Origin of the sequence: Streptomyces sediminimaris (assembly GCF_047049295.1) — a bacterium.
Taxonomy (GTDB): domain Bacteria; phylum Actinomycetota; class Actinomycetes; order Streptomycetales; family Streptomycetaceae; genus Streptomyces; species Streptomyces sediminimaris.
On record NZ_JBJWOT010000001.1, the window covers coordinates 1,378,786 to 1,399,369 of the forward strand.

22 protein-coding genes are annotated in these 20,584 nt (G+C 73.9%); 10 read left to right on the top strand and 12 right to left on the bottom strand.

Annotation, left to right across the window (positions count from 1 at the left end):
* Positions 1–51: 51 nt before the first annotated feature.
* On the top strand, positions 52–594 hold the full coding sequence (locus ACJ9NR_RS06440; RefSeq protein ID WP_412489276.1) for a gamma carbonic anhydrase family protein: 543 nt from the start codon (positions 52–54) through the stop codon (positions 592–594).
* Between the two features lie 33 nt (positions 595–627).
* Here ACJ9NR_RS06440 and ACJ9NR_RS06445 read toward each other — a convergent pair whose 3' ends face one another.
* Positions 628–1,284: a DedA family protein gene (locus ACJ9NR_RS06445; protein ID WP_412489275.1), complete on the bottom strand. Its 657-nt coding sequence runs from the start codon at positions 1,282–1,284 to the stop codon at positions 628–630.
* Positions 1,285–1,494: 210 nt separating this feature from the next.
* Entirely contained in the window at positions 1,495–3,564 is a 2,070-nt protein-coding gene (locus ACJ9NR_RS06450) for a hydrolase (protein ID WP_412489274.1), read from the bottom strand.
* Positions 3,565–3,926: 362 nt separating this feature from the next.
* On the opposite strand from ACJ9NR_RS06450, the gene galU reads away from it, so the two are divergent.
* Positions 3,927–4,880, top strand: a complete 954-nt coding sequence (galU, locus tag ACJ9NR_RS06455) for a UTP--glucose-1-phosphate uridylyltransferase GalU (RefSeq protein ID WP_412489273.1) — start codon at positions 3,927–3,929, stop codon at positions 4,878–4,880.
* A gap of 58 nt (positions 4,881–4,938) precedes the next feature.
* Here the strand turns inward: galU and ACJ9NR_RS06460 are convergent, their stop codons facing one another.
* Together ACJ9NR_RS06460 and ACJ9NR_RS06465 are read right to left on the bottom strand one after the other, a co-directional pair.
* Positions 4,939–5,391 (bottom strand): DUF4442 domain-containing protein, encoded by a 453-nt coding sequence (locus tag ACJ9NR_RS06460; RefSeq protein ID WP_412489272.1) that lies wholly within the window; start codon positions 5,389–5,391, stop codon positions 4,939–4,941.
* 137 nt (positions 5,392–5,528) lie between these two features.
* Entirely contained in the window at positions 5,529–6,443 is a 915-nt protein-coding gene (locus ACJ9NR_RS06465; RefSeq protein ID WP_412489271.1) for an IS982 family transposase, read from the bottom strand.
* A gap of 73 nt (positions 6,444–6,516) precedes the next feature.
* On the opposite strand from ACJ9NR_RS06465, the gene ACJ9NR_RS06470 reads away from it, so the two are divergent.
* A complete protein-coding gene (locus tag ACJ9NR_RS06470) occupies positions 6,517–7,560 on the top strand; it encodes a DUF8017 domain-containing protein (protein WP_412489270.1) in 1,044 nt (347 codons plus the stop codon).
* Between the two features lie 41 nt (positions 7,561–7,601).
* Here ACJ9NR_RS06470 and ACJ9NR_RS06475 read toward each other — a convergent pair whose 3' ends face one another.
* From ACJ9NR_RS06475 to ACJ9NR_RS06485, 3 genes are all read right to left on the bottom strand, one after another.
* Entirely contained in the window at positions 7,602–8,447 is an 846-nt protein-coding gene (locus tag ACJ9NR_RS06475; protein WP_412489269.1) for a spermidine synthase, read from the bottom strand.
* A 112-nt stretch (positions 8,448–8,559) separates the two neighbouring features.
* Positions 8,560–9,729 carry an elongation factor Tu gene (tuf, locus tag ACJ9NR_RS06480; protein WP_412489268.1) on the bottom strand — a complete coding sequence of 390 codons (1,170 nt, stop codon included), beginning with the start codon at positions 9,727–9,729 and terminating at the stop codon, positions 8,560–8,562.
* 268 nt (positions 9,730–9,997) lie between these two features.
* Positions 9,998–10,717, bottom strand: coding sequence for a DNA alkylation repair protein (locus tag ACJ9NR_RS06485; RefSeq protein WP_412489267.1), 720 nt, complete (start codon positions 10,715–10,717; stop codon positions 9,998–10,000).
* A 49-nt stretch (positions 10,718–10,766) separates the two neighbouring features.
* Here ACJ9NR_RS06485 and ACJ9NR_RS06490 point away from each other — a divergent pair, with 49 nt between their 5' ends.
* Positions 10,767–11,528 (top strand): TVP38/TMEM64 family protein, encoded by a 762-nt coding sequence (locus ACJ9NR_RS06490; RefSeq protein ID WP_412489266.1) that lies wholly within the window; start codon positions 10,767–10,769, stop codon positions 11,526–11,528.
* A gap of 251 nt (positions 11,529–11,779) precedes the next feature.
* A complete protein-coding gene (locus ACJ9NR_RS06495) occupies positions 11,780–11,965 on the top strand; it encodes a hypothetical protein (RefSeq protein ID WP_412489265.1) in 186 nt (61 codons plus the stop codon).
* Here ACJ9NR_RS06495 and ACJ9NR_RS06500 read toward each other — a convergent pair.
* Positions 11,949–12,932, bottom strand: coding sequence for an LLM class flavin-dependent oxidoreductase (locus tag ACJ9NR_RS06500; RefSeq protein WP_412489264.1), 984 nt, complete (start codon positions 12,930–12,932; stop codon positions 11,949–11,951). The two genes, ACJ9NR_RS06495 and ACJ9NR_RS06500, sit on opposite strands and share 17 nt — an antisense overlap.
* 122 nt (positions 12,933–13,054) lie before the next feature.
* Between ACJ9NR_RS06500 and ACJ9NR_RS06505 the strand changes: the two genes are divergently transcribed.
* Positions 13,055–13,540, top strand: a complete 486-nt coding sequence (locus tag ACJ9NR_RS06505) for a nuclear transport factor 2 family protein (RefSeq protein WP_412489263.1) — start codon at positions 13,055–13,057, stop codon at positions 13,538–13,540.
* A 71-nt stretch (positions 13,541–13,611) separates the two neighbouring features.
* Positions 13,612–15,186 carry an apolipoprotein N-acyltransferase gene (gene lnt, locus ACJ9NR_RS06510; protein ID WP_412489262.1) on the top strand — a complete coding sequence of 525 codons (1,575 nt, stop codon included), beginning with the start codon at positions 13,612–13,614 and terminating at the stop codon, positions 15,184–15,186.
* On the opposite strand, the gene ACJ9NR_RS06515 is transcribed toward lnt, so the two are convergent.
* Together ACJ9NR_RS06515 and ACJ9NR_RS06520 are read right to left on the bottom strand one after the other, a co-directional pair.
* The gene (locus tag ACJ9NR_RS06515; RefSeq protein WP_412489261.1) at positions 15,110–16,015 is read right to left on the bottom strand and encodes a Gfo/Idh/MocA family protein; all 906 of its coding nucleotides are present in this window, start codon (positions 16,013–16,015) and stop codon (positions 15,110–15,112) included. The genes lnt and ACJ9NR_RS06515 overlap by 77 nt on opposite strands.
* Positions 16,016–16,028: 13 nt before the next feature.
* The gene (locus ACJ9NR_RS06520; RefSeq protein ID WP_412489260.1) at positions 16,029–17,249 is read right to left on the bottom strand and encodes an FAD-dependent monooxygenase; all 1,221 of its coding nucleotides are present in this window, start codon (positions 17,247–17,249) and stop codon (positions 16,029–16,031) included.
* Positions 17,250–17,345: 96 nt separating this feature from the next.
* Between ACJ9NR_RS06520 and ACJ9NR_RS06525 the strand changes: the two genes are divergently transcribed.
* The 3 genes from ACJ9NR_RS06525 (at position 17,346) to ACJ9NR_RS06535 (ending at position 19,092) form a co-directional block, all read left to right on the top strand.
* Complete coding sequence (locus tag ACJ9NR_RS06525; protein ID WP_412489259.1) at positions 17,346–17,948, top strand: TetR/AcrR family transcriptional regulator; 603 nt, start codon at positions 17,346–17,348, stop codon at positions 17,946–17,948.
* A gap of 42 nt (positions 17,949–17,990) precedes the next feature.
* Entirely contained in the window at positions 17,991–18,512 is a 522-nt protein-coding gene (locus tag ACJ9NR_RS06530) for a DinB family protein (protein ID WP_412489258.1), read from the top strand.
* A 112-nt stretch (positions 18,513–18,624) separates the two neighbouring features.
* On the top strand, positions 18,625–19,092 hold the full coding sequence (locus ACJ9NR_RS06535; RefSeq protein ID WP_412489257.1) for a hypothetical protein: 468 nt from the start codon (positions 18,625–18,627) through the stop codon (positions 19,090–19,092).
* Positions 19,093–19,140: 48 nt separating this feature from the next.
* Here ACJ9NR_RS06535 and ACJ9NR_RS06540 read toward each other — a convergent pair whose 3' ends face one another.
* A complete protein-coding gene (locus ACJ9NR_RS06540) occupies positions 19,141–19,665 on the bottom strand; it encodes a hypothetical protein (protein WP_412489256.1) in 525 nt (174 codons plus the stop codon).
* 202 nt (positions 19,666–19,867) lie between these two features.
* The gene (ung, locus tag ACJ9NR_RS06545; protein ID WP_412489255.1) at positions 19,868–20,551 is read right to left on the bottom strand and encodes a uracil-DNA glycosylase; all 684 of its coding nucleotides are present in this window, start codon (positions 20,549–20,551) and stop codon (positions 19,868–19,870) included.
* Between the last annotated feature and the right edge of the window lie 33 nt (positions 20,552–20,584).

Here is a 20,584-nt window from a genome sequence, read left to right on the forward strand (position 1 = left end):
CGGGCAGTTCATCGCTTACGGTGCGTCCTGAACCGAGGACGAGGAGAGGCGATGACGCACAAGGCGTTGATCACGGCGATCGGCGGCAGGGAACCGAGGATCGACGACGAGGCCTTCGTGGCGCCCACGGCATCGGTGATCGGCGATGTGACGCTGGAGTCCGGGACGAGCGTCTGGTACGGCGCCGTCCTGCGCGGTGACGTCGAGCAGATCTCCGTAGGTGCTCAGGCCAACATCCAGGACAACTGCACCCTGCACGCGGACCCGGGCTTCCCCGTGCGCATCGGCGAGCGGGTGTCCGTGGGGCACAACGCCGTGGTGCACGGGGCGACCGTCGGGGACGACTGCCTGATCGGCATGGGGGCGACGGTGCTCAACGGCGCGGTGATCGGCGCCGGGTCGCTCGTCGCCGCGCAGGCGCTGGTCCCGCAGGGCATGCAGGTGCCGCCCGGATCGCTGGTGGCGGGCGTACCGGCAAAGGTGAAGCGCGAGCTGACGGCGGAGGAGCGCGAGGGCGTCACCCTGAACGGCACGCTGTACGCGGAGCTGGCGAAGGCGCACCACGAGGTGCACGGGGTGCACGAGGAGCCGTAGGAGACGGGCCCGGAGGAAAGACGGGCGGTGTGCTCAGTCGACGGCCGGGACGGCCTCCGCCTCGGCCGCTTCCCGCTCCCTGGCGGCGGCCGCCTTCTTCGCCTTGCGCCTCAGGACCAGCATGGACGTCAGGCCGATCAGCACCGCGACCGCCAGCCCGAGGTAGGAGAACCTCTTGAGCCAGCCCTCGGCGACGACGCCCACGTAGTAGATGACGGCCGTGGTGCCGCCCGCCCAGCAGACGCCGCCGAGGACGTTGGCGATCAGGAACTTCCAGTACGGCATGTGCAGCACGCCCGCGAGGGGGCCGGCGAAGATACGCAGGAGGGCGACGAAGCGGCCGAAGAAGACGGCCCACATGCCCCACTTCTCGAAGGACCGCTCGGCGGTGGCGACATGCCCCTCGCTGAAGTGTCTCGGGAACTTCCCGCCCAGCCAGGCCAGCAGCGGCCGTCCGCCCTTGCGGCCGATCGCGTAGCCGATGGAGTCGCCGACGACGGCACCGGCGCTCGCACACGCACCGAGCACGACCGGGTTGATCCCGGAGTGCTGGGAGGAGAGCAGGGCGGCGGAGACCAGGACGATCTCGCCCGGCAGCGGGATGCCCAGGCTCTCCACCCCGATGACCAGCGCCACCACGGCGTAGACCGCGCCCGCGGGTACCGTGTCGAGCCATTCCTGGACGTGCAACGCCGGTCCTCCCGTGTGGCCTTTTGTCCTGCGTTCCCCGGCGCGCGCCCGCGCGGGGCGCACACCAGGAAGCGTACCGGGTCACCGTGTCGAGGCACCGTCCCGTAGACCGCACTCACGTTCCCAACCGTTCCCAATCGTTCCCGGTCGTTCCGAACCGTTCCCGGTCGTTCCCGACCGCTCCCGACCGCTCCCGGCGGACGTGGGCGCTCAGGGCGTTCCCGCGGTCGCGGTCGCCCCGGGCCTCCAGGGCCTTCCGGGCGGACTCGCCGTCCGGGCACGCGACGGTCGCGCGGACGCGCTCCCCGGCACACGGTGCTCCTCGGCCGCTCCGGCGGCCCGGCGGCCGGCGACGGTGGTGACCGCGCTGGCGACCACACGGGCGGGCAGGGTCCGGGGCCCGCCGCCCTCCGCCGGCGCCGTCCGCGCGGAAGGCGCGGGGTGACTGTCGGCCGGGGCGGAGCGCCGCTGCCCCCGCCCGCCCTCGGACTGCTGCGGCGCGGACTGCGCGTCGCGCGGGTGCGCCGTGCCGCCGGGAGAGTCCTTCCCCGGGCCCACGGCCTTGCCCTGACGGCCGCTTCCGTCACGGTCGGCACCGCTCGCCCGCGCCCGCCCGGCCGAACCCTTCCGCCCGCTGTCCGCGACCGGTGTCCCCGTGTCCGGCTCGACCAGCGGGCTCTCGCCGGCGCGCGGCAGGAGCTCACCGCGGACCGTGAGGCCGTAGCCGATCCCGCTGCCGCGCACGAGGCGCCCGGCCTGCCTCACGAGGCGCCCGCCGGCGCCGGGATCGGGGCACAGGGCGGTGAGCGGCCCGGTGTGCGGCAGAGGGGCGTTTTGGAACGGCGACCGCCGCGGGCCTGCGGTGGGGCAGAGCGCCAGAACGGCCGCCGCACCGGACAGGATCCGGCCACCGTGGACGCCGGCGTCGGCGGCGCCCTTCACGGCACACAGGCAGCCCACGTCGATGTCGAGGCAGGGGCCCGCCCCGGCACCGGGAAGTCCGCCGCGTCCGGACCCGACGGAGTCCCCCACGGAGACGGACCACCCCGTACAGGCAGGTCGTCCCGCGGAGACGGGCCGTCCCCCGGGCGCCGCCCGTCCCGCGGGCGCGGCCCGTCCCGTCGGGGCCGGCGACGGCGGACCGGCCGCCGCGCTGCCGCCCGCCGGGACGGCGCCCGCCAAGACGGCGTGCGGCGAAACGGCGTCCGGGGAGGCGCTGTTCGCGGGGTGCGACGGACGCAGGGTGCTGCCGCTCTCGGCGCCCCGGCCGGCCCGCGGGCCGGAGACACCGTTGTCGTCGGTCCAGCCCGTGGCGACGAGGACGGTGGCCAGCAGGGCGAGGGCCGCCACCCCGACGCCGACGGCGAGCGCCATGGTGTGTCTGCGCGCCGGGACGGGGCGGTGGCGGCCGTAGCCACCCGGACGCAGGGGGCCGCGCCCGGGCGTCAGCGGGAGGCCGCCGCCGCGCCGGGGGCGTGAGTCGAGGTAGCGCCGGGCGCCCCAGCCGAGCACGGTCTCGGCGAGCAGCTCATCCAGACCGCCCTCGAAGTGACTGAGCTGTTCGGCGGCATGACGGCAGTACCGGCATGCCGTCAGATGCTGCTGGACGTCCGGGAGCAGGGCACCGCCCCGGCGCATCGGGACATCGAGGAGGCGGTTGTAGAAACGGCATTCCCGGCCGGGCGCGAGTTCCCGGTGGGCGCGCACGCAACCCGCTCGGAATTGCTCGCGGGCCTGCTCCAGCGCGGCCGCCGCGGTGCCCGTGTCCACCCCCAGCAGACCAGCCGGTACGGATATGGGCTCCGCCTCGACCTCGGTGTGCCACAGCAGGCATTGCGAAGCTCCCGGAAGCGCCTGGAACGCCCGCTCCGCCAGCCGCCTCCTTTCCGGTGTCGAGGACCGCGCGGCCCGCAGGCCCCGCCCGCCGGCCGGTTTGCGGAGTTCCGGCAGAAGAACGGAAATACCGTCATCTGCCGCCCATTCCCTGACCGTGTCCCGTACGGCGGTCAGGAGGTGCGGCCGGAGGGCGCCTTCGGCCGGCCGGCCCAGGACCCGGTGGAACGCGGCGGCCGCGGCGATGGCCGCCGGGTCCTCCCCGGAGGCAGCACAGATGACCGCGTAGTCCAAGGTCGCGCGCCAGTGCCGGGCCAGCAGCAGCGCGGTCGCGCGGTCACCCTCGGGGCCCCGGCCGAGCCGGGCGACGAGGTTGGGGTCGGACTCGGGCGCTGCCGGTCCGGGGCGGGGCGGATACGGCGGGCGTGGGGGGTAAGGGGATTGCACGGGACCATTTCCTTCCAAGCCGCAGGACGGTGGGTGGAAAGCGCACCCGCCGGATATCGGGCACCCGACCGGTGCGTGCCTATAGCCCGTCGAGTTTCTGGGACCGCCATAGGGCCGTTCACTTTCGCACAATTGACGTACGGCCAACAAGGAGTTCGAACGGTCCCCGCTCAAAAGACATTGATTTCCACCGAGTTACCGGCGGTACCCGCACCCGCATTCGAGATTGTCGTTGAGCGGTCCACCATATTGTGTGCGGCACAAGGCGGTTGGCACACGAAATCTCCACCGCCCGCGCGTCCACAGCGGGTTGCGAGGTTTTTCCGGGCCGGCTCTCATCCGCCTCCGCCAGCATGGGCGGCATGATCGCCCCCCACTCCTCCAGCACCCCCGCCCGCACCGTCCGCTCCGTCCGCAAGGCCGTCGTCCCGGCCGCCGGACTCGGCACGCGGTTTCTGCCCGCGACCAAGGCCACACCGAAGGAAATGCTGCCGGTGGTCGACAAGCCGGCCATCCAGTACGTCGTCGAGGAAGCCGCCGCGGCCGGGCTGGACGACGTCCTCATGGTCACCGGCCGGCACAAGCGGGCCATCGAGGACCACTTCGACAGCGCCTTCGAACTGGAGCAGGCGCTCGCGGCCAAGGGCGACGCCGTACGCCTGGACGCCGTGCGCGGCCCCGCCCGGCTGGCGGACATCCATCACATCCGCCAGGGCGAACCGCTCGGCCTCGGGCACGCGGTGCTGTGTGCCCGCCGCCACGTCGGCGACCAGCCCTTCGCGGTCCTGCTCGGCGACGACCTGATCGACCCACGCGAGACGCTGCTCAGCCGGATGCTCGACGTCCACGGCCGGCACGGGGGAAGCGTCGTCGCGCTGATGGCGGTCCCGCCCGAGCAGATCCGTCACTACGGCTGCGCGGCCGTGGAACCGGCCGGCGAGGAGGACGTCGTGCGCGTCACCGGCCTGGTGGAGAAGCCGTCGCCGCGGGACGCGCCGAGCGGGTACGCGGTGATCGGCCGTTACGTCCTCGACCCGGGGGTCTTCGACGTCCTGGAGCACACCCCGCCCGGCCGGGGCGGTGAGATCCAGCTCACCGACGCCCTGCGGGAGCCGGCCGCGGGCGGCACGGTGCACGGCGTCGTCTTCGACGGACTGCGCTACGACACCGGCGACAGGGCCGGCTACCTGCGCGCGGTGGTGCGCCTGGCCTGCGCCCGGGACGATCTGGGGCCCGAATTCGCCGCCTGGCTCAAGGAGTTCGCGGCCGGCCTGGAGGACGGCACGGCGCCGGTGAGCCGCGGGCTCGCGGCCTGACGGCACACCGCGGGGCCCGGGAACGGCAGGCGCCCGGGCCTCGGGTCCGCCTCGGTGCTCAGCCGTTGGGACGCAGGGTCCACACCACGGTCATCTCGCCGGTGACCGCTCCGTCCGCGCGCCGGATCTCGATCGCCACCGGGAACTCGGGCCGCTGCCCGGCGTCCAGCTCCGCCACGACGTCGGCGGCGGGCCGGCCGAGCGTCGCGGTGGCGGTGACGGCGCCCATCGCCAGCTTCCGGTAGGCGATCTCGGCGCTCACGGCGAGCGGCACGGCCCGCGCGAGCTGCTCCCCGAACGCCGCGAGCACGATCGCCCCGCTCGCCGACTCCCCGAGCGTGAACATCGCTCCGGCGTGCGGCCCGCCCACGTGGTTGTGGTACTCGCTCTGGTCCGGCAGTGCCACCACGGCCCGGTCGGACGTGGTCTCGAGGAACTCGAGCTTCAAGGTCCGGGCCATCGGCACCGTCGCGGCGAGCATCTCGCCGATCGACATCTGGTCTGCGCTCATGGCGGGATGTTACCCATGAGTAGCCACGAGTGGCCAGATCCCGTGCCGACCGGATCCCGCGCCGATCGGCACAGCCCTGACGAGTCACGGTGACCGAACCGTGTCCCGGGCGGCACTAGATGATCGATTCCAAGGGGTCAGTGGTCGTAGGCGGTCAGTGAGCGCAGGACGAGCTGGCCGGTGTGGTCGTTGTGCCAGATCGCGGCGGTCAGCGCGAGGATGCGCTGCATGACGCGGGCGATCACGCCGCCCGGTGTACGGCCTCGGTGGTGTTCGAGGTTGAGCTGACCCTTGAAGGTCTCGTTGACTGACTCGATGACCTGCCGCAACGGCTTGAACAGCGGGGCGCCGGGCCGTTCTGGCTCGCCCTTGCGGGCTGGCCGCAGCAGCCGGATGTCCTGCTCGGCCACCTGATGCTCGAAGTCGCGGCCGAAGTAGTTCTTGTCGCCGATCAGGGTCTGTCCAGCCCGGGCGGCGACGAGGTGCGGTTCGGCGGCGAGCAGGTCCAGCAGGGTCTCGCGTTCGTCGGCCTTGGCCCCGGTCAGGGCGAAGGTGATGGGCAGGCCCTGCAGGGTGCACACCAGGTGCAGGCGCAGGCCCCAGAAGAAGCGGCTGTGGCTGGCGCAGTACCCGTACTCGGCCCATCCGGCCAGGTCGGAGCGTTTGACGGTCTCGCGGGAGCGTCCGCACTCTACCGGCGTGGAATCCACGATCCACACGTCGTCGCTCCACACAGAGGTGTCGGTGGCCAGCACCCGGGTCACCCGCCGCAGCAGCTCGGCGGCCTTGCGTAGGCGCTTGTTGTAGCCGGGCTGCTTCGGCAGGTACGGGAAGAGATGCCGCAGGTGGGAGCGGGCGTGGCGAAGCCACTTGGCCTCGGAGGTGAAGCCCAGCATGGCCTGCATCATCGCGAGCGTGACCAGTTCGGCATCGGTCAGTAGCGGAGCGATCCCGACCGCCGGACGCCAGGGCACCAGATGCGGTGATGCCTTCAGCAGGTCGTCGGTCTTCACATAGAGTGCGGTGGCGAGGGAGTCCAACTCTGTCTTCACACACTGACGTTGGGCTCCCTCCTCTTGTGCGCGCAGCCGATCCCTTGGAATCGATCATCTAGGGTGGCTCTTCATGTGGCCAGGACAGCAGCCGCCCGGGGGCGAGCAGAACGCGCAGGGGCAGCACCCTCCCGCGCAGGACAACCCGTACCAGCAGCCGGGGTACCAGCAGCCGAATCCGTATCAGCAGGGCGGATACCAGCAGCCGAACCCCTATGCGCAGCAGCCGCAGTGGGGGCCACCGGGAACGCCCGGGACCCCTCAGCCGCCGACCGGAGGCGGTGGGGGCGGCGGGGGCAACCGGACCAGGCTGGTGGCGATCGTCGCGGCCACGGCCGTGGTCGTGGCGGCCGGTGTCACGGGCTTCCTGGTGCTCGGCGGCAAGAACGACGACAAGGCCGACAGCGCCAAGGACAAGAAGGTCCGGCAGTCGCCGTCGGCCCCGGCCCACCCCAGCGCGTCGGCCTCGGGCTCGGACGACAATCCGCGCGGCGGGGAGAGCGCCAAGGCGACAATTCCGGGCTGGAAGGTCGTCGTGAACCCCAAGTGGGGCACCGCGTTCGACGTCCCGGCGGACTGGGAGGTCGACTCCCCCGGTATGTCGATCGGGTTCGAGGACGACAAGGACCCCAGCGGCAAGCCGCTCATCGTGATGTCCGCGCCCGCCTACTACAAGTCGAAGTGGTGCACCTCCGACGACAACAAGGACGGGCACTCCGACGACACCGCGCTCGCCGCCACCGGCACCAAGGGCGCGGACGGCGCGAAGAACACCGACGAGGTCGCCGTGAACCAGGTGGCGTGGTGGGTCTTCGGCGGCTACACGCAGCCGGACAAGAAGAGCCTCACCTTCGACAAGAAGGCCAAGAAGTACACGACGGCCTCCGGCATCACCGGCAGCTACGCCTGGGCGCGGTCGCACAACAGCCCGCAGATCGGCAAGTCCAAGTGCGCCAGTGACGGCAAGGCGATCACGTTCGGCTTCAAGAACTCCGCCGGGGACTACGTGGCCTGGAACCTCTACGGCGCGACCGGCGTCAAGGGCGAGGTGCCGGACTCGACGATCATGAAGATCATGAGCACCGTACGGCTGTCCGGCGACCCGACCGGCGGATGACGGGCCCGGTGAGGAGCGGTACGGCCCGTGCGGACGACGCCTCACCCGACGCCGAACGCCCCTTCGGGGGGCTCGGGTGACGCAACGGCCTCCTGGTCCCGTACCGGACGGGCGCCGGCGATGAAGCGCCTTATGCCCGGACCGTGCTCGACGCGGGCCGGGAAGGCGTCCGCGGCGGTGAGGCGGGCCAGGGCGGGGACGTCCAGGGGGTGGTGGGCGGCGACGAGGACCGCGTTGCCGAAGCGGCGACCGCGCAGGACGCCGGGTTCGGCGATCAGTGCCAGCTCCGCGAAGAGCGCGGCGAAAGTGGCCAGTTGGGAGCGGAGGAAGGCGAAGGGCGCGGCGTCGGCCAGGTTGGCCAGATAGACGCCGTCCTGCCGCAGCACCCGCTCGGCCTCGCGGGCGTAGCCGAGCGAGGTGAGGTGCGCCGGGACGCGCGAGCCGCCGAAGACGTCGGCGACCAGGACGTCCGCGGAGTCCGCGGGAGCGCTCTCCAGCCAGGCGCGGGCGTCCGCCGTGTGCAGGGCGATGCCGGCGCCGTGGGGAAGCGGCAGGTGCTCCACCACCAGCTCCAGCAGGGCGCGGTCGGCCTCGACGACGTCCTGCCGCGAGCCCGGCCGGGTCGCGGCCAGGTACCGGGGCAGGGTGAGCCCGCCCCCGCCGAGGTGCAGCACGTCCAGCGGGCTCCCCGGCTGCGCGAGGGTGTCCAGCACGTGCCCGAGCCGCCGCGCGTACTCGAACTCCAGGTACGCCGGGGCGTCCAGGTCCACGTACGACTGGGGCGCCCCGTCGACGGTGAGCAGCCAGGCACGCCTGCGGTCGACGTCGGGCATGAGCTTGGCGAGGCCGAAATCGACCTTCCTGGTCACGGGTATGGGGTCGGTCACGGCTCCATTGTGCGGCGCCCGCGGACGCGCGGGCCCCGCGCCCTCCCCCGAGGGGCGCGGGGAACCGCGCGGCCGGCCACGGCCGGCCGGCGGTCCCCCGCGCGCACCGGCCTCAGCCCACGGTGGTCACGGTCCCCGCCCCGACGGTCCGCCCGCCCTCACGGACGGCGAACCCGAGTCCGGGCTCCAGCGGCACGTCCCGCCCGAGCTCCACGGTCATGGTGACGGTGTCACCGGGCCGGGCGACGGCCGTGTCACCGAGGTCGACGTCACCGACCACGTCCGCGGTGCGGATGTAGAACTGCGGCCGGTAGCCGGTCGACACCGGTGTGGTGCGCCCGCCCTCGCGCGTCGACAGCACGTACACCCGGGCGGAGAAGCGCCGACCGGGCACCACGCTGCCCGGCGCGGCCACGACGTGCCCGCGCCGCACCGCGTCCCGGGGGACGCCGCGCAGCAGCAGCGCCACGTTGTCCCCGGCCTGCGCCTCCTGCATGGGCTTGCCGAAGGTCTCCAGGCCGGTGACGACGCTCTCCAGCCCGGCGCCGAGCACGTCGACCCGGTCGCCCACGCGGACGACACCCCGCTCGACCGCGCCCGTCACCACCGTTCCCCGGCCGGTGATGGTGAGCACGTTCTCCACCGGCAGCAGGAACGGCGCGTCCAGATAGCGCTCGGGCATGGGCACATACGTGTCCACGGCGTCGAGCAGCGCCTCGACGGACGCCGTCCAGCGCGGGTCGCCCTGCAGGGCCTTCAGCCCGGAGACGCGTACGACGGGTACGCGGTCCCCGCCGTAGCCCTGCGCGGTGAGCAGTTCGCGGACCTCCAGCTCGACCAGGTCGGTGAGTTCCTCGTCGCCCGCGTCCGCCTTGTTGAGCGCGACGACGATGTGGTTCACGCCCACCTGCCGGGCGAGCAGCACGTGTTCGGCCGTCTGCGGCATGATCCCGTCGACGGCGGAGACGACGAGGATCGCCCCGTCGAGCTGCGCGGCGCCGGTGACCATGTTCTTGACGTAGTCGGCGTGGCCGGGCATGTCCACGTGCGCGTAGTGCCGGGTGTCGGTCTCGTACTCGACGTGCGCGATGTTGATGGTGATGCCGCGGGCGGCCTCCTCCGGGGCGCGGTCGATGCGGTCGAAGGGCACGAACGTGCCGGTGCCGCGCTCGGCCAGCACCTTGGTGATGGCGGCGGTCAGGGTGGTCTTGCCGTGGTCGACGTGGCCCATGGTGCCGATGTTCAGATGCGGTTTGGTGCGCACGTACGCCGTCTTGGGCATGGCGATACCTCGAAGCCTCTACGTAGGTGGATCAGGACCCCAAGGACGTGCCGACCCTCCCCCTGCGGGGTCCGCCGGACGATCCGGGAAGGGTCAGCTTCGGGCGCCGTCGACTGCGGCGACGAGAAGGGAGACGGCAGCCTTCGTGGCATCCGCGACCGCGGATGCTGCGAGGTGGAAGGCGTACCGGAACATGACGCCGATCATCGCCGACCGGTCGTCACGGGTCCACCGGTTTTCCCTGGCGCGGGTCCGGACGGGGCGGCGTTCAGGCCCCGGTGTTCTTCAGCGCCTCCCGCACGGACAGCGGCGAGAACCGCCCGCGCTCCCGCGCCAGGAACGCCCGTACCGCCTCGGGGTCGGTCCTGGCGTACTCGCGCAGGCTCCAGCCGATGGCCTTGCGGACGAAGAAGTCGGGGTGGCCGGACTGGCGCAGGCAGTAGGCGAAGAGTCGGGCGCTGTCGGTGCGTTCCTTGTAGCGCAGCTGATGGAGCAGGGCGGTGCGGACCACCCACAGGTCCTCGTCCGCGATCCAGGCGTCCATCTGCGCCGTCAGAGCCGGATCGGCCGCCACCAGCGTGCCCACGACATGGGCGGCCAGGGCGTCGACGGTGTCCCACCAGGAGACGGTGGTGACGAGGTGCCGGGCCACCGGCAGGAAGCCGGAGGAGCACACGCGCGCGTGGCGGCGCAGGTAGTCGACGGCGAAGTAGTGGTACTCCCGCTCGGGCAACCGCCAGCAGCGCAGCGCGATCGCGGTGCAGTCGGACTCGGCGGGGCGGGGCAGGCCCGCCAGGACGGTGCGGGACAGGGCACGGCGCACCGGCGAGGCGAGGCCGAGGAAGGGGGCCACGTCCTTCATGTACGCGCGCATGGGACCGGCCCGCTCGGGGTCGGCGGCGGCGTAGGTGGCGGTGAGCCGCTCCAGCACGGTGTCGGCGAGTGTGCTGAACGGCACACCCGCGCCGGCCATGCCTGTGACGCTCATGAGACGAACGATACGGCGATCACACACATGCGTCGGTTAGTGTCACCGGATGTTCGATGCCACCACCCGCTCTGGGGGCACCGCCACGGCCTCTCCCCGGACCGCCGCGGAACTCGCCGTCGCCGTGTCGCCACCGGGACCGGGCGCGCGCCTCACCCGTGTGCTGCTCTCCCCGTGGTCGCGGCTGTCCCTGCTCCTCGTCCTGCTCGCGGCCGCCGCGAGCGCCGTGCTGCTCTACGAGCCGCAGCGGCTGCTGGCGCACGGCTGGCCCGCGCAGTTCGGCGGGGCCGCGGCGGCCGTGGTGTTCGCCGCGGCGTACGGACTGTGCAGCGTGGCGTTCGTGCCGCGGCCGCTGCTGAACCTCGGCGCGGGCGCGCTCTTCGGCTCCCAGCTCGGCACGGGCGCGGCCCTGGCGGGCACGGTGCTCGGCGCCGGGATCGCCTTCGGCCTGGGCCGGGTGCTCGGGCAGGACGCGCTGCGCCCGCTGCTGCGGGGCCGGCTGCTGCAGGCCGTGGACGGGCAGCTGAGCCGGCACGGCTTCCGTTCGATGATGGCGGTCCGGCTCGTCCCGGGAGTGCCGTTCTGGGCGGCGAACTACGGCGCCGCCGTCTCCCGCATGGGGTGGCTCCCCTTCCTGCTCGCGACGGGGCTCGGCTCCGTCCCGAACACCGCCGCGTACGCCGTGGCCGGCGCCCGCGCCTCCTCGCCGACGTCCCCCGCCTTCCTGATCGCCATGGCCCTCATCGCCGTGCCGGCTCTCATCTCCGCCGTGGTGGCGTGGCGCAAGCGTCACCATCTGCGCGGGCGGTGACGACCCCTCCCCCGCGTCTGCGGGGAGCGCGCGCATGGCGTGCACGAGGGGGGTCGTCATCGTCGCCCGGTCACCGCGCGGGGCTCGGCCCGCACGCGGCGGAGCCGGCGGACCGAGCGGCAACTCCCCTACGGAGGGGGCGTGTTGGGGCGCCCCGGCTCCGGCGGACGGCGAAATCCGTGACCCATCGCATACGGTCTCGGTAGCCGTCCGGTAGCGCACTGTCAGTCCTTCGCCCTAGGCTTGTGTGCATGTCCCCCGACTCCATGCCCCCTGGTTCCGTACGCTTACGGTCCGCCGCGGAGGTGAACGAGCAGATCCGCGCGCTGTGGATGCGCGCCGGCGGCACGTTGTCCGCCCAAGAGCGCGCCGAGTACGAGCTGTTGGTGGTCGAGTGGGCGGCCGCGATCCGCGGTGACGTCATCGAAGCGGCCTGACGGCTTCCTGCCGCACGAGTTCGTAGGAGCGCAGGCGGTCGGCCAACGCGTAGACCGGCGTCACCAGCATGAGTTCGTCCGCCGCGGTCACCTCCGCCAGCTCGGTCAGACGCCCGGCCACCGAGTCGGGACAGCCGTGCGCCTGCTGAGCACGGAAAGCCGCCAGCGCCTGCGCCTCCTCCGCGGTGAACGGGTGGCGGGCCGCCTCCTCCGGCGTGGGGAAGGGGATGTCGCCACGGCCCTTCAGCAGCCCGGCCTTGACGACGTCCATCGGGCCCGCGAGCCGCGCCGCCTCTGCCTGCGTCGGCGCACACACCGTCTCCACACAGACCAGCACGCGCGGGCGCGCGCACCAGCGGGACGGCGAGAAGTTCTCGCGGTAGAGAGCCAGCGCGGCACGGGTGTTGTCGGGACGGATGTGGTGCGCGACGGCGATCGGCAGCCCCAGGTCCGCGGCGAGCGCCGCGCCGGCCGTGCTCGACGCCAGCAGCCACGGCTCCGGGAGCGGGCCGAGAGCCACCTCGTCCACCAGGAAACGCAGCGTCCGCGCCACGTCCTGCCGGTACTCGTCGTCCGTCGCGGGCCCGGCGCCCCGGCGCAGGGCCCGCGCCGTCGGCTCGTCGAAGGTGCCCGGGCCGCGGCCGATGCCCAGGTCGATCCGGTCCGGGTGCAGCGCGGCCAGCGTGCCGAACTGCTCCGCCAGCATCAGCGGGGCGTGGTTGGGGGCGAGGACGCCGCCGGAACCGAGACGGAGGGTGGAGGTCAGGGCGGCCGCGTGCGCGCTCAGCACCACGGGCGGGAACGCCCCGATGGCCGGGGAATGGTGGTGCTCGGCGTACCACAGGCGCCGGTAGCCGAGGTCCTCGACGCGCCGCGCGAAGGCGGCGGTGTCCCGGAGCGTGTCCTCGGGCCGGGCGCCCGACTGGACCATGGCCACTTCGAGCGCGCTGAGCGCAACAGTGATCATTCGGTCAGTATAGGAATCCACCGGCGGCCCGCGGGGCGGTGAACGGCCCCCGCGGGCAGGGATGTTGCGCCGGAGGCGCGCACCCCCTTGGCCGGGCGCGCCCCATGCCCAAGACTGATCCGATGACGCAGCGCGTGGAGCTCGCGACCGTGATGGACCGGCTGGCCGTCGACGAAGTCGTCACCGACTACGCGGCGGCGGTGGACGACGGCGACTGGGAGGCGTATCAGAGGCTGTTCACGCCCGAGGGGCGGGCCGACTACCGCTCGGCCGGGGGCATCGAGGGAGGCGCCGGGAAGGTGGCCTCCTGGCTCGCCGAGTCCCTGCGCGTGTTCCCGATGCGCCAGCACCTGATCGTCAACCGCCGGGTGCGGTTCGAGATCCTGGAGCAGGACACCGGCGACACCGCGCGCGTGCGGGCCGACTACGTCAATCCGATGCGGTTCACGGCGGACGGCGGGGGCCCGGCCGCCCCCGACCTCGTGTGCGGCGGCCGCTACGCCTTCGGTCTGCTGCGCACCCGCGAGGGCTGGCGGCTGACCGAGGTGGTCGTGGCGGAGAAGTGGCGCCGCCTGCCCGGGCCGGAAGAGGCGCCCGCGGCCGATTGACGTCGGGTTCGCTGTCCACGATCAGCGAAAACACGCACACTGGAGCCACCTGGCGGGTAAGGAGGCTCCGTATGAAGTCCTTCGGTCACTGGCTCGCCTCCCCGTGGCGCCGCTCGGCGGTCGCGGCGCTGGCGGGCGCCCTGCCCGTGCTGGCTTTCCCCGCCCCGTCGCTGTGGTGGTTCGCCTACGTGGCGCTGGTCCCCTGGATCCTCCTGGCCCGTTCGGCGCCGACCGGCAGGCGGGCGGCCTACGACGGCTGGTGCGGCGGGTTCGGCTATCTGCTGGCGGTGCACCACTGGCTGCTGCCGAGCCTGCACGTGTTCATCTTCCTCATCGCGGTGCTGCTGGGCGCGCTGTGGGCGCCGTGGGGCTGGCTCGTGCGCCGCCTCCTGGGCGGGTCGCCGGGGCCGGGACGGGCCCTTGCCGCCCTCGTCGTGCTGCCGTCGGGGTGGCTGGCGGTCGAGCTCATACGCTCCTGGCAGGGCCTCGGTGGCCCCTGGGGCATGCTCGGATCCAGCCAGTGGCAGGTGGAGCCCGCGCTGCGGCTCGCCTCGGTCGGCGGGGTGTGGCTGCTCAGCTTCCTGGCGGTGGCCGTCAACGTCGCGGTCGCCGCGTTGGTGTCGGTGCGCGAGGCGCGGGTGCCGGCCGTGGCCGGTCTGGTCGCGACCGCCGCCGCGACCTCGGCGGCCTGGGTGTGGGCCCCGCGCCCCGACGTGGACGGCCGGGTCCGGATCGCCGTGGTGCAGCCCGGGATCGTCGGCGGCGCCGGCAGCGCCGACAGGCGCTTCGACCGCGAGGAGCGGCTGACCCGGCAGCTCGCCGGGCGGAGGGTCGACCTGATCGTGTGGGGCGAGTCCAGCGTCGGGTTCGACCTCGGCGACCGGCCCGACCTGGCGCGGCGGATCGCGGCGCTCTCGCGCGAGACGGGGGCCGACATCCTGGTCAACGTGGACGCCCGGCGCTCCGACAAGCCCGGCATATACAAGAGCTCGGTGCTCGTCGGCCCGGACGGCCCGACCGGCGACCGCTACGACAAGATGCGGCTGGTGCCGTTCGGCGAGTACGTCCCGTTCCGCTCGGTGCTCGGCTGGGCGACCTCCGTCGGCAAGGCGGCCGGCGAGGACCGCCGGCGCGGCACGGAGCAGGTGGTGATGGACGTCGGGCACGGGCTGCGCGTCGGGCCGATGGTCTGCTTCGAGTCGGCGTTCCCCGACATGAGCCGCCATCTCGCCCGGGACGGCGCGGAGGTGCTGGTGGCGCAGTCGGCGACGTCGACGTTCCAGCACAGCTGGGCCCCCGCGCAGCACGCCTCGATCGCCGCGCTGCGCGCCGCGGAGACCGGCCGTCCCATGGTGCACGCGACGCTGACCGGCGTCTCGGCGGTGTACGGGCCGAGCGGGCAGCGGATCGGCTCGTGGCTGGGCACGGACGCGAGCCGCGCACAGCTGTACGACGTCCCGCTGGCCCGCGGTCTCACCGCCTACGCCCGGCTCGGCGACTGGGCGGTGCACGCCGCCCTCGTGGTGCTCGCCGCCTGGTGCGCGAGCGAGGGCGCACGGGCCCTCCGGCTCAGGCGGCCCGGTCCTGAACCGCGCGTACCACCCGCTCGCACAGTTCGTGAGTCGCCAGCGCGTCCCCGGCGCTGAGCACCCTGCCCGCGCGCACGGCGTCGAGAAAGGCCAGCGCCGCCTGCTCGATGCCGCGCTGCCGGGCCACGGGCACCCAGTCGCCGCGCCGCCGCACCGTCGGCTGGCCCTTGTGGTCGATCACCTCGGCGAGGTTGAGCACCTGGCGCTTGGTGTCCTGCCCGGAGACCTCGAGGATCTCCTCCGCCGAGCCGCTGAGCCGGTTCATCACACCCAGCGCGGTGAACCCCTCGCCCGACAGCTGGAGCACGACGTGGTGCAGCAGCCCGTCCTCGACGCGGGCGCGCACGGTCACGTCGTCGACGGGTCCGGGCACCAGGAAGCGCAGCGTGTCGACGACGTGGACGAAGTCGTCGAGGATCATCGCGCGCGCCTCCTCGGGCAGCCCGATCCGGTTCTTCTGCATGAGGATCAGCTCGCGCGGGTGGTCGGCGCACTGCGCGTATCCGGGGGCGTGTCGCCGGTTGAAGCCGACGGCGAGGGAGACCCCGCGCTCTTCGGCGAGCGTCACCAGCCGCTCGGAGTCGGCGAGGTCGTAGGCGAGCGGCTTGTCGACGTAGGTGGGCACGCCCGCCCGCAGCAGCCGGGTCACGATCTCCGGGTGCGCGGCGGTGGGGGCGTGCACGAAGGCGGCGTCCAGGTCCTGGGCGAGCAGCGCGTCCAGCGTGGCGTGCCGGTGGTCCACCGGGAGGTGGAGGCCGTCGCCGACCCGGTCCAGGGTCGCCGGTGTCCGGGTCTGCAGGTGCAGTTCGACGCCGGCCAGGCCGCCGAGCACCGGAAGGTAGGCCTTCTGCGCGATGTCGCCGAGTCCGATGCAGCCGACCTTCACGGGGTGGTCTCCTCTAGCCTTCGCCTGCCGGTGTGCTGCCGGAAGCATACGGCTGCCGCGGCGGCCGCCAGCCGGCGACCGGATCGAAGCCGCGCAGGAGGAGACCGGGCACCGCCCTGGACAGTGCGGCGATCGCGGTGTCGCGGAGGGCGATCGCGGCGCGGTTGGACATCAGGTTGAGACGGGCGGCGCTGACCGACCGCCGCACGATCGCCGTCGTACGGGGCAGCCGGGCCGCGGTGTAGGCGGCGAGGCCGTCGCCGCCGGGGGCTCCCCCGCCCGGGCCGGGCCCGGAGTGCAGGAGGGCGAGCACGACCGCGTCCTCGACGGCCTGGTTGCCGCCCTGTCCGAGCATGGGCGGCATGGCGTGCGCGGCGTCGCCGACCAGGGCGACCCGGCCGCGGTGGAAGGCGGGCAGCGGCTCGGCGAGGTGGTGGACGTCGTGGCGCAGGACGTCCTCGGGGCGGGTGGCGGCGAGGACGGCGGGGACCGGGTCGTGCCAGTCGCCGAAGCGGCGCAGCAGTTCGGACCTCTCGTCGTCCGGAGCCCGTTCACCGGCCGGGGCGAGTGCGGCAGCGTAGGCGTAGACCCGGCCGTCCTTGAGGGGCTGGGTGCCCCAGATGCTGCCCCTGCCCCACGTCTCGTGCGGGGCGAAGTCCGCGCCGGGCACCGGGACGACGATCCGCCAGGTGGTGAAGCCGGAGTACACGGGGCCGGGGTGCTCCGGGAAGAGCGCGCGGCGTACGGCGGAGTGGATCCCGTCGGCCGCCACCACGAGGTCGGCCTCCCACTCGCCGTCGGGTGTGCGTACGCGGGCCGGGCGGCCGGCGTCGCCGGGGTCGGCGAGGGTCGCCTCGGCCCCCGTGCGGACGGCGTCCCGCGGGACGCGGGCGGCGAGGAGCGCGACGAGCCGTGACCGGTGGAGCAGGACGAGCGGGCCGCCGAAGCGTGCGGCCGCCGCGTCGGCGCTGGAGCGGGAGAGCCAGCGCCCGCCCGGGGTGCGCAGCCCCCCGTCGCCCTGCCAGGCGGCGAGGTCGCGGATCTCCTCGCCGATCCCGATGGCGTCCAGGGCGCGCAGGGCGTTCGGGGCGAGCGAGATGCCGGCGCCGGCCGGTTCCAGGGAGGCCGCGCGCTCCAGCACGGTGACCTGCCAGCCGTGCCGGCACAGCGCCGCCGCCGCGGTCAGGCCGCCGATGCCGCCGCCGATCACGACGGCCCGCCCGGTGTGTGACATGGCTTCTCCTCGTCCCGGCCGCAGGGTTACTACAACTGTAGTGCCCCGTCACCTCGACAGTACTACAGCCGTAGTGCGGCAGGTAGGTTGGCCTCCATGCCGACCTCCACCCCCGTGGGCAGCCCGGGCGCCTCCCGCGCCGACCTCGTCGCCGACGCCGCGCTCGCCCTGCTCGCCGAGCGCGGGACGCGCGGGCTCACCCACCGGGCGGTCGACGAGGCGGCCGCGCTCCCCCCGGGCTCCACGTCGAACGTGGCGCGGACCCGGCAGGCGCTGCTGGAGCTGGCGGTGCGCCGGCTGGCCGACCGCGAGGCGCGGGTGCTGGCGCCGCACGAGCTGCCGGACCCCGCCGCCGGGCCCGCCGGACTGGTGGACGCGCTGGCCCTCGCCACCCACCGCGCGCTGACCCGCAACCGCGAACTGACGCTCGCCCGCTACGAACTGGCCCTGGAGGCCACCCGCCGCCCCGAGCTGCGGACCTACTTCGACGCGGCGGGCGCCCGCTTCCGGGACCGGCTCACCGCCATGGTCACCGCGATGGGCTCGGCCGATCCGGCCCGGCACGCGCTGTCGCTGGCGGCCTGGTCGGACGGACTGATGTTCTCGTGCGTGGCCGGGTCGTTCAGCTCCGAGGTGCCGGGACCGGAGGAGGTCCGGGCGGGGCTCCAGGAGCTGCTGGAGGGGATGCTCGGCCGGTGAAATCCGCTGGCGCGGCCGGGGCGGGCGGGACAGGATGCGGTCATGACCACCGAGCGCCGCGAACCCGCCACGACCGCCGACGAACGCACCATGCTGGAAGGGTGGCTGGAGTACCACCGCCAGACCCTGGCCTGGAAGTGCGAGGGCCTGACCGACGAACAGCTCCGGACCCCGTCGGCGGAGCCCTCCACCCTGTCGCTGCTGGGGCTGGTGCGGCACATGGCGGAGGTGGAGCGCGGCTGGTTCCGCCGGGTCCTGGCCGACGAGCCGGCCGAGCAGGCCGGTCCGCTCTACAGCAGCGACGCCGATCCGGACGGCGATTTCCGCGTGACCGCGGCGGACACCTGGGCGGAGGCGTCCGCCGCCTGGCAGGAGGAGATCGAGGCCGCCCGCCGGCACGCCGCCCGCTTCGGCCTGGACGACCTCTCCGTGGGCAGGCACCGGCGCACCGGCGAGCGGTTCAACCTGCGCTGGATCTACACACACATGATCGAGGAGTACGCGCGGCACAACGGCCACGCCGACCTGCTGCGCGAGCGTATCGACGGCGCCACGGGCGACTGACGTCACCCGGGCCGCGCGCACGCCCTCCGTACGGGGCCCGAGATCACCCGTGCGGGGCGTCCTCCGCACGTCCGCCGTCCCCCCGGCGGCCGGAACCGACATCCTTGCGCGCGTGCATCGACCGACGACCACAGCAGCGCTCCTGGTCACCGTGGCCGCCTCGGCCCTCACCGGCTGCGTGACCGTGACACGCCCGCCCACGCCCGGTCCGCCGCCGGCCCCGCCCCGGCCGTCCGCCGCGCACCCCGACGGCGGGACCGGGCCGCGGATCGTGCAGGCGCCGGCCCGTGAGGCGCTGGAGATGAGCGGCCCGTCCCGCTCCGCACCGCCGACGGCGCCACCGCGGCGCGAACAGCCGCACCCCGCGGCGCCGGCCGAACCGCCGCCGGCACCGCGCCCGCCCCGGCGGTCGTCCCGCCCCCGCCCGGCGCACCCGGCGCCCGGGGGCCACCGGCAGCCACCGGTCGAGATCCCGGACCTGCCCGGCGCCACGGACGTGTGCGCCCTCGGCAGGCAGTACGGAGGCTGGCAGGAGGGCAGTGCGGAGGCGGTGATCTGCGAGCAGACGTACGGGGGCTGAGTCCGTCACCGCCGGTTCGGGGCCGCCGGCCGGCCCGGGCCACCGCTCTCAGGGCCGCTGCCGCGGCGGCCCCCACCAGCCGCCGGCCTGGTCCGGGTCCTCCTCCGCAAGCCGCAGCTCCAGCCGGGCGATGGCCGCCCGCACACCCTGGCCGTAACCGTCGTCGCCCAGCGCCCCCGCCGCGCCCCGGGCACGGCGTACATGGGTGCGGGCGGCGCCGTTCCGGCCGAGCTTGAGGTAGTCGGCCGCCAGGTTCACGTGCAGCGAGGGGTAGAGCGCGCGGACCGCGGGTGCCCCCTCCCGGGCGGCGAGCCGGTCGTCGGTGAGCTCCTCGGCCGCCGTCAACGCCCGCAGGTCCCAGGCGAGTTCGTCCGCCGGGTCGTCCTGGGTGTCGGCCATGTAGTGGGCCAGGGTGCAGCGGTGCAGCGGGGTGCCGTCCTCGCCGATCTCCGCCCACAGCTCGAGGAAACGCTGCCGGGCCTCCTCCCGGTCGCCGGCGTGGTGCAGCATCACGACCTGCCCGATCCGTGTCATCACGGCATCCGGTGCCGTCTGCTCCTGTCCCTGGCCCACCGCGTCCTCCGCACACTCGCCGGCTGGTCGGCTGTCCCGACCGACGCTAACCGCAGCCCGCGGCGATCCCGGTCAGGCGGCACCGGGCCGGCTCGCGGGAGAACCGGCCCGGCGGCCGCCGGACACGCGGTACGCGGTGAGCGGGAGGCGTACGCGGCGGGCGGTACCTGCCGGCCCGGCCTCGCGCGCTGGGCCCGGGCGCTCAGCCCAGGTTCGGAATGGTCCAGTCGATCGGCTGGTGCCCCTGGTGCGCCACCGCCGCGTCGATCTGCGTGAACGGGCGGGAGCCGAAGAACTTCCTCGCGGACAGCGGCGAGGGGTGCGCGCCCTTGACCACCGCGTGCCGGGTCTCGTCGATCAGCGGGAGCTTCTTCTGCGCGTAGTTGCCCCACAGCACGAAGACCGCCGGGTCGGGGCGGGCGGCCACCGCGCGGATCACCGCGTCGGTGAACCTCTCCCAGCCGCGGCCCTTGTGCGAGTTGGCCTCGCCGCCGCGCACCGTGAGCACCGCGTTGAGCAGCAGCACGCCCTGCCGGGCCCACGGCATGAGATAGCCGTTGTCCGGGACGGGCAGGCCGAGCTCCTCCTTCATCTCCTTGTAGATGTTGCGCAGGGAGGGCGGGGTCCGCACGCCGGGACGGACCGAGAAGCACAGCCCGTGCCCCTGCCCCTCGCCGTGGTATGGGTCCTGGCCGAGGATCAGGACCTTCACCCGCTCGTACGGGGTGGCCTCCAGCGCGGCGAAGACCTCCTCGCGGGGCGGGTAGACGGGACCCCGCGCCCGCTCCTCCTCGACGAACTCCGTCAGCTCCTTGAAGTAGGGCTGCTGCAGCTCGTCGCCCAGGACCCCGCGCCAGGACTCGGGCAGCATGGCGATGTCGGTCACGTCAACTTCCTCACGATGTGCGGTGAACGGTGG

What these genes read in the sequence shown, in the direction of transcription:
- ACJ9NR_RS06530 (WP_412489258.1), top strand. Translation starts at nt 17,991, where the DNA reads ATGACCACCGAGCGCCGCGAACCCGCCACGACCGCCGACGAACGCACC.
- ACJ9NR_RS06470 (WP_412489270.1), top strand. Translation starts at nt 6,517, where the DNA reads ATGTGGCCAGGACAGCAGCCGCCCGGGGGCGAGCAGAACGCGCAGGGG.
- ACJ9NR_RS06490 (WP_412489266.1), top strand. Translation starts at nt 10,767, where the DNA reads ATGTTCGATGCCACCACCCGCTCTGGGGGCACCGCCACGGCCTCTCCC.
- galU (WP_412489273.1), top strand. Translation starts at nt 3,927, where the DNA reads ATGATCGCCCCCCACTCCTCCAGCACCCCCGCCCGCACCGTCCGCTCC.
- ACJ9NR_RS06495 (WP_412489265.1), top strand. Translation starts at nt 11,780, where the DNA reads ATGTCCCCCGACTCCATGCCCCCTGGTTCCGTACGCTTACGGTCCGCC.
- lnt (WP_412489262.1), top strand. Translation starts at nt 13,612, where the DNA reads ATGAAGTCCTTCGGTCACTGGCTCGCCTCCCCGTGGCGCCGCTCGGCG.
- tuf (WP_412489268.1), bottom strand. Translation starts at nt 9,729, where the DNA reads ATGCCCAAGACGGCGTACGTGCGCACCAAACCGCATCTGAACATCGGC.
- ACJ9NR_RS06525 (WP_412489259.1), top strand. Translation starts at nt 17,346, where the DNA reads ATGCCGACCTCCACCCCCGTGGGCAGCCCGGGCGCCTCCCGCGCCGAC.
- ACJ9NR_RS06460 (WP_412489272.1), bottom strand. Translation starts at nt 5,391, where the DNA reads ATGAGCGCAGACCAGATGTCGATCGGCGAGATGCTCGCCGCGACGGTG.
- ACJ9NR_RS06505 (WP_412489263.1), top strand. Translation starts at nt 13,055, where the DNA reads ATGACGCAGCGCGTGGAGCTCGCGACCGTGATGGACCGGCTGGCCGTC.
- ACJ9NR_RS06500 (WP_412489264.1), bottom strand. Translation starts at nt 12,932, where the DNA reads ATGATCACTGTTGCGCTCAGCGCGCTCGAAGTGGCCATGGTCCAGTCG.
- ACJ9NR_RS06520 (WP_412489260.1), bottom strand. Translation starts at nt 17,249, where the DNA reads ATGTCACACACCGGGCGGGCCGTCGTGATCGGCGGCGGCATCGGCGGC.
- ACJ9NR_RS06440 (WP_412489276.1), top strand. Translation starts at nt 52, where the DNA reads ATGACGCACAAGGCGTTGATCACGGCGATCGGCGGCAGGGAACCGAGG.
- ACJ9NR_RS06485 (WP_412489267.1), bottom strand. Translation starts at nt 10,717, where the DNA reads ATGAGCGTCACAGGCATGGCCGGCGCGGGTGTGCCGTTCAGCACACTC.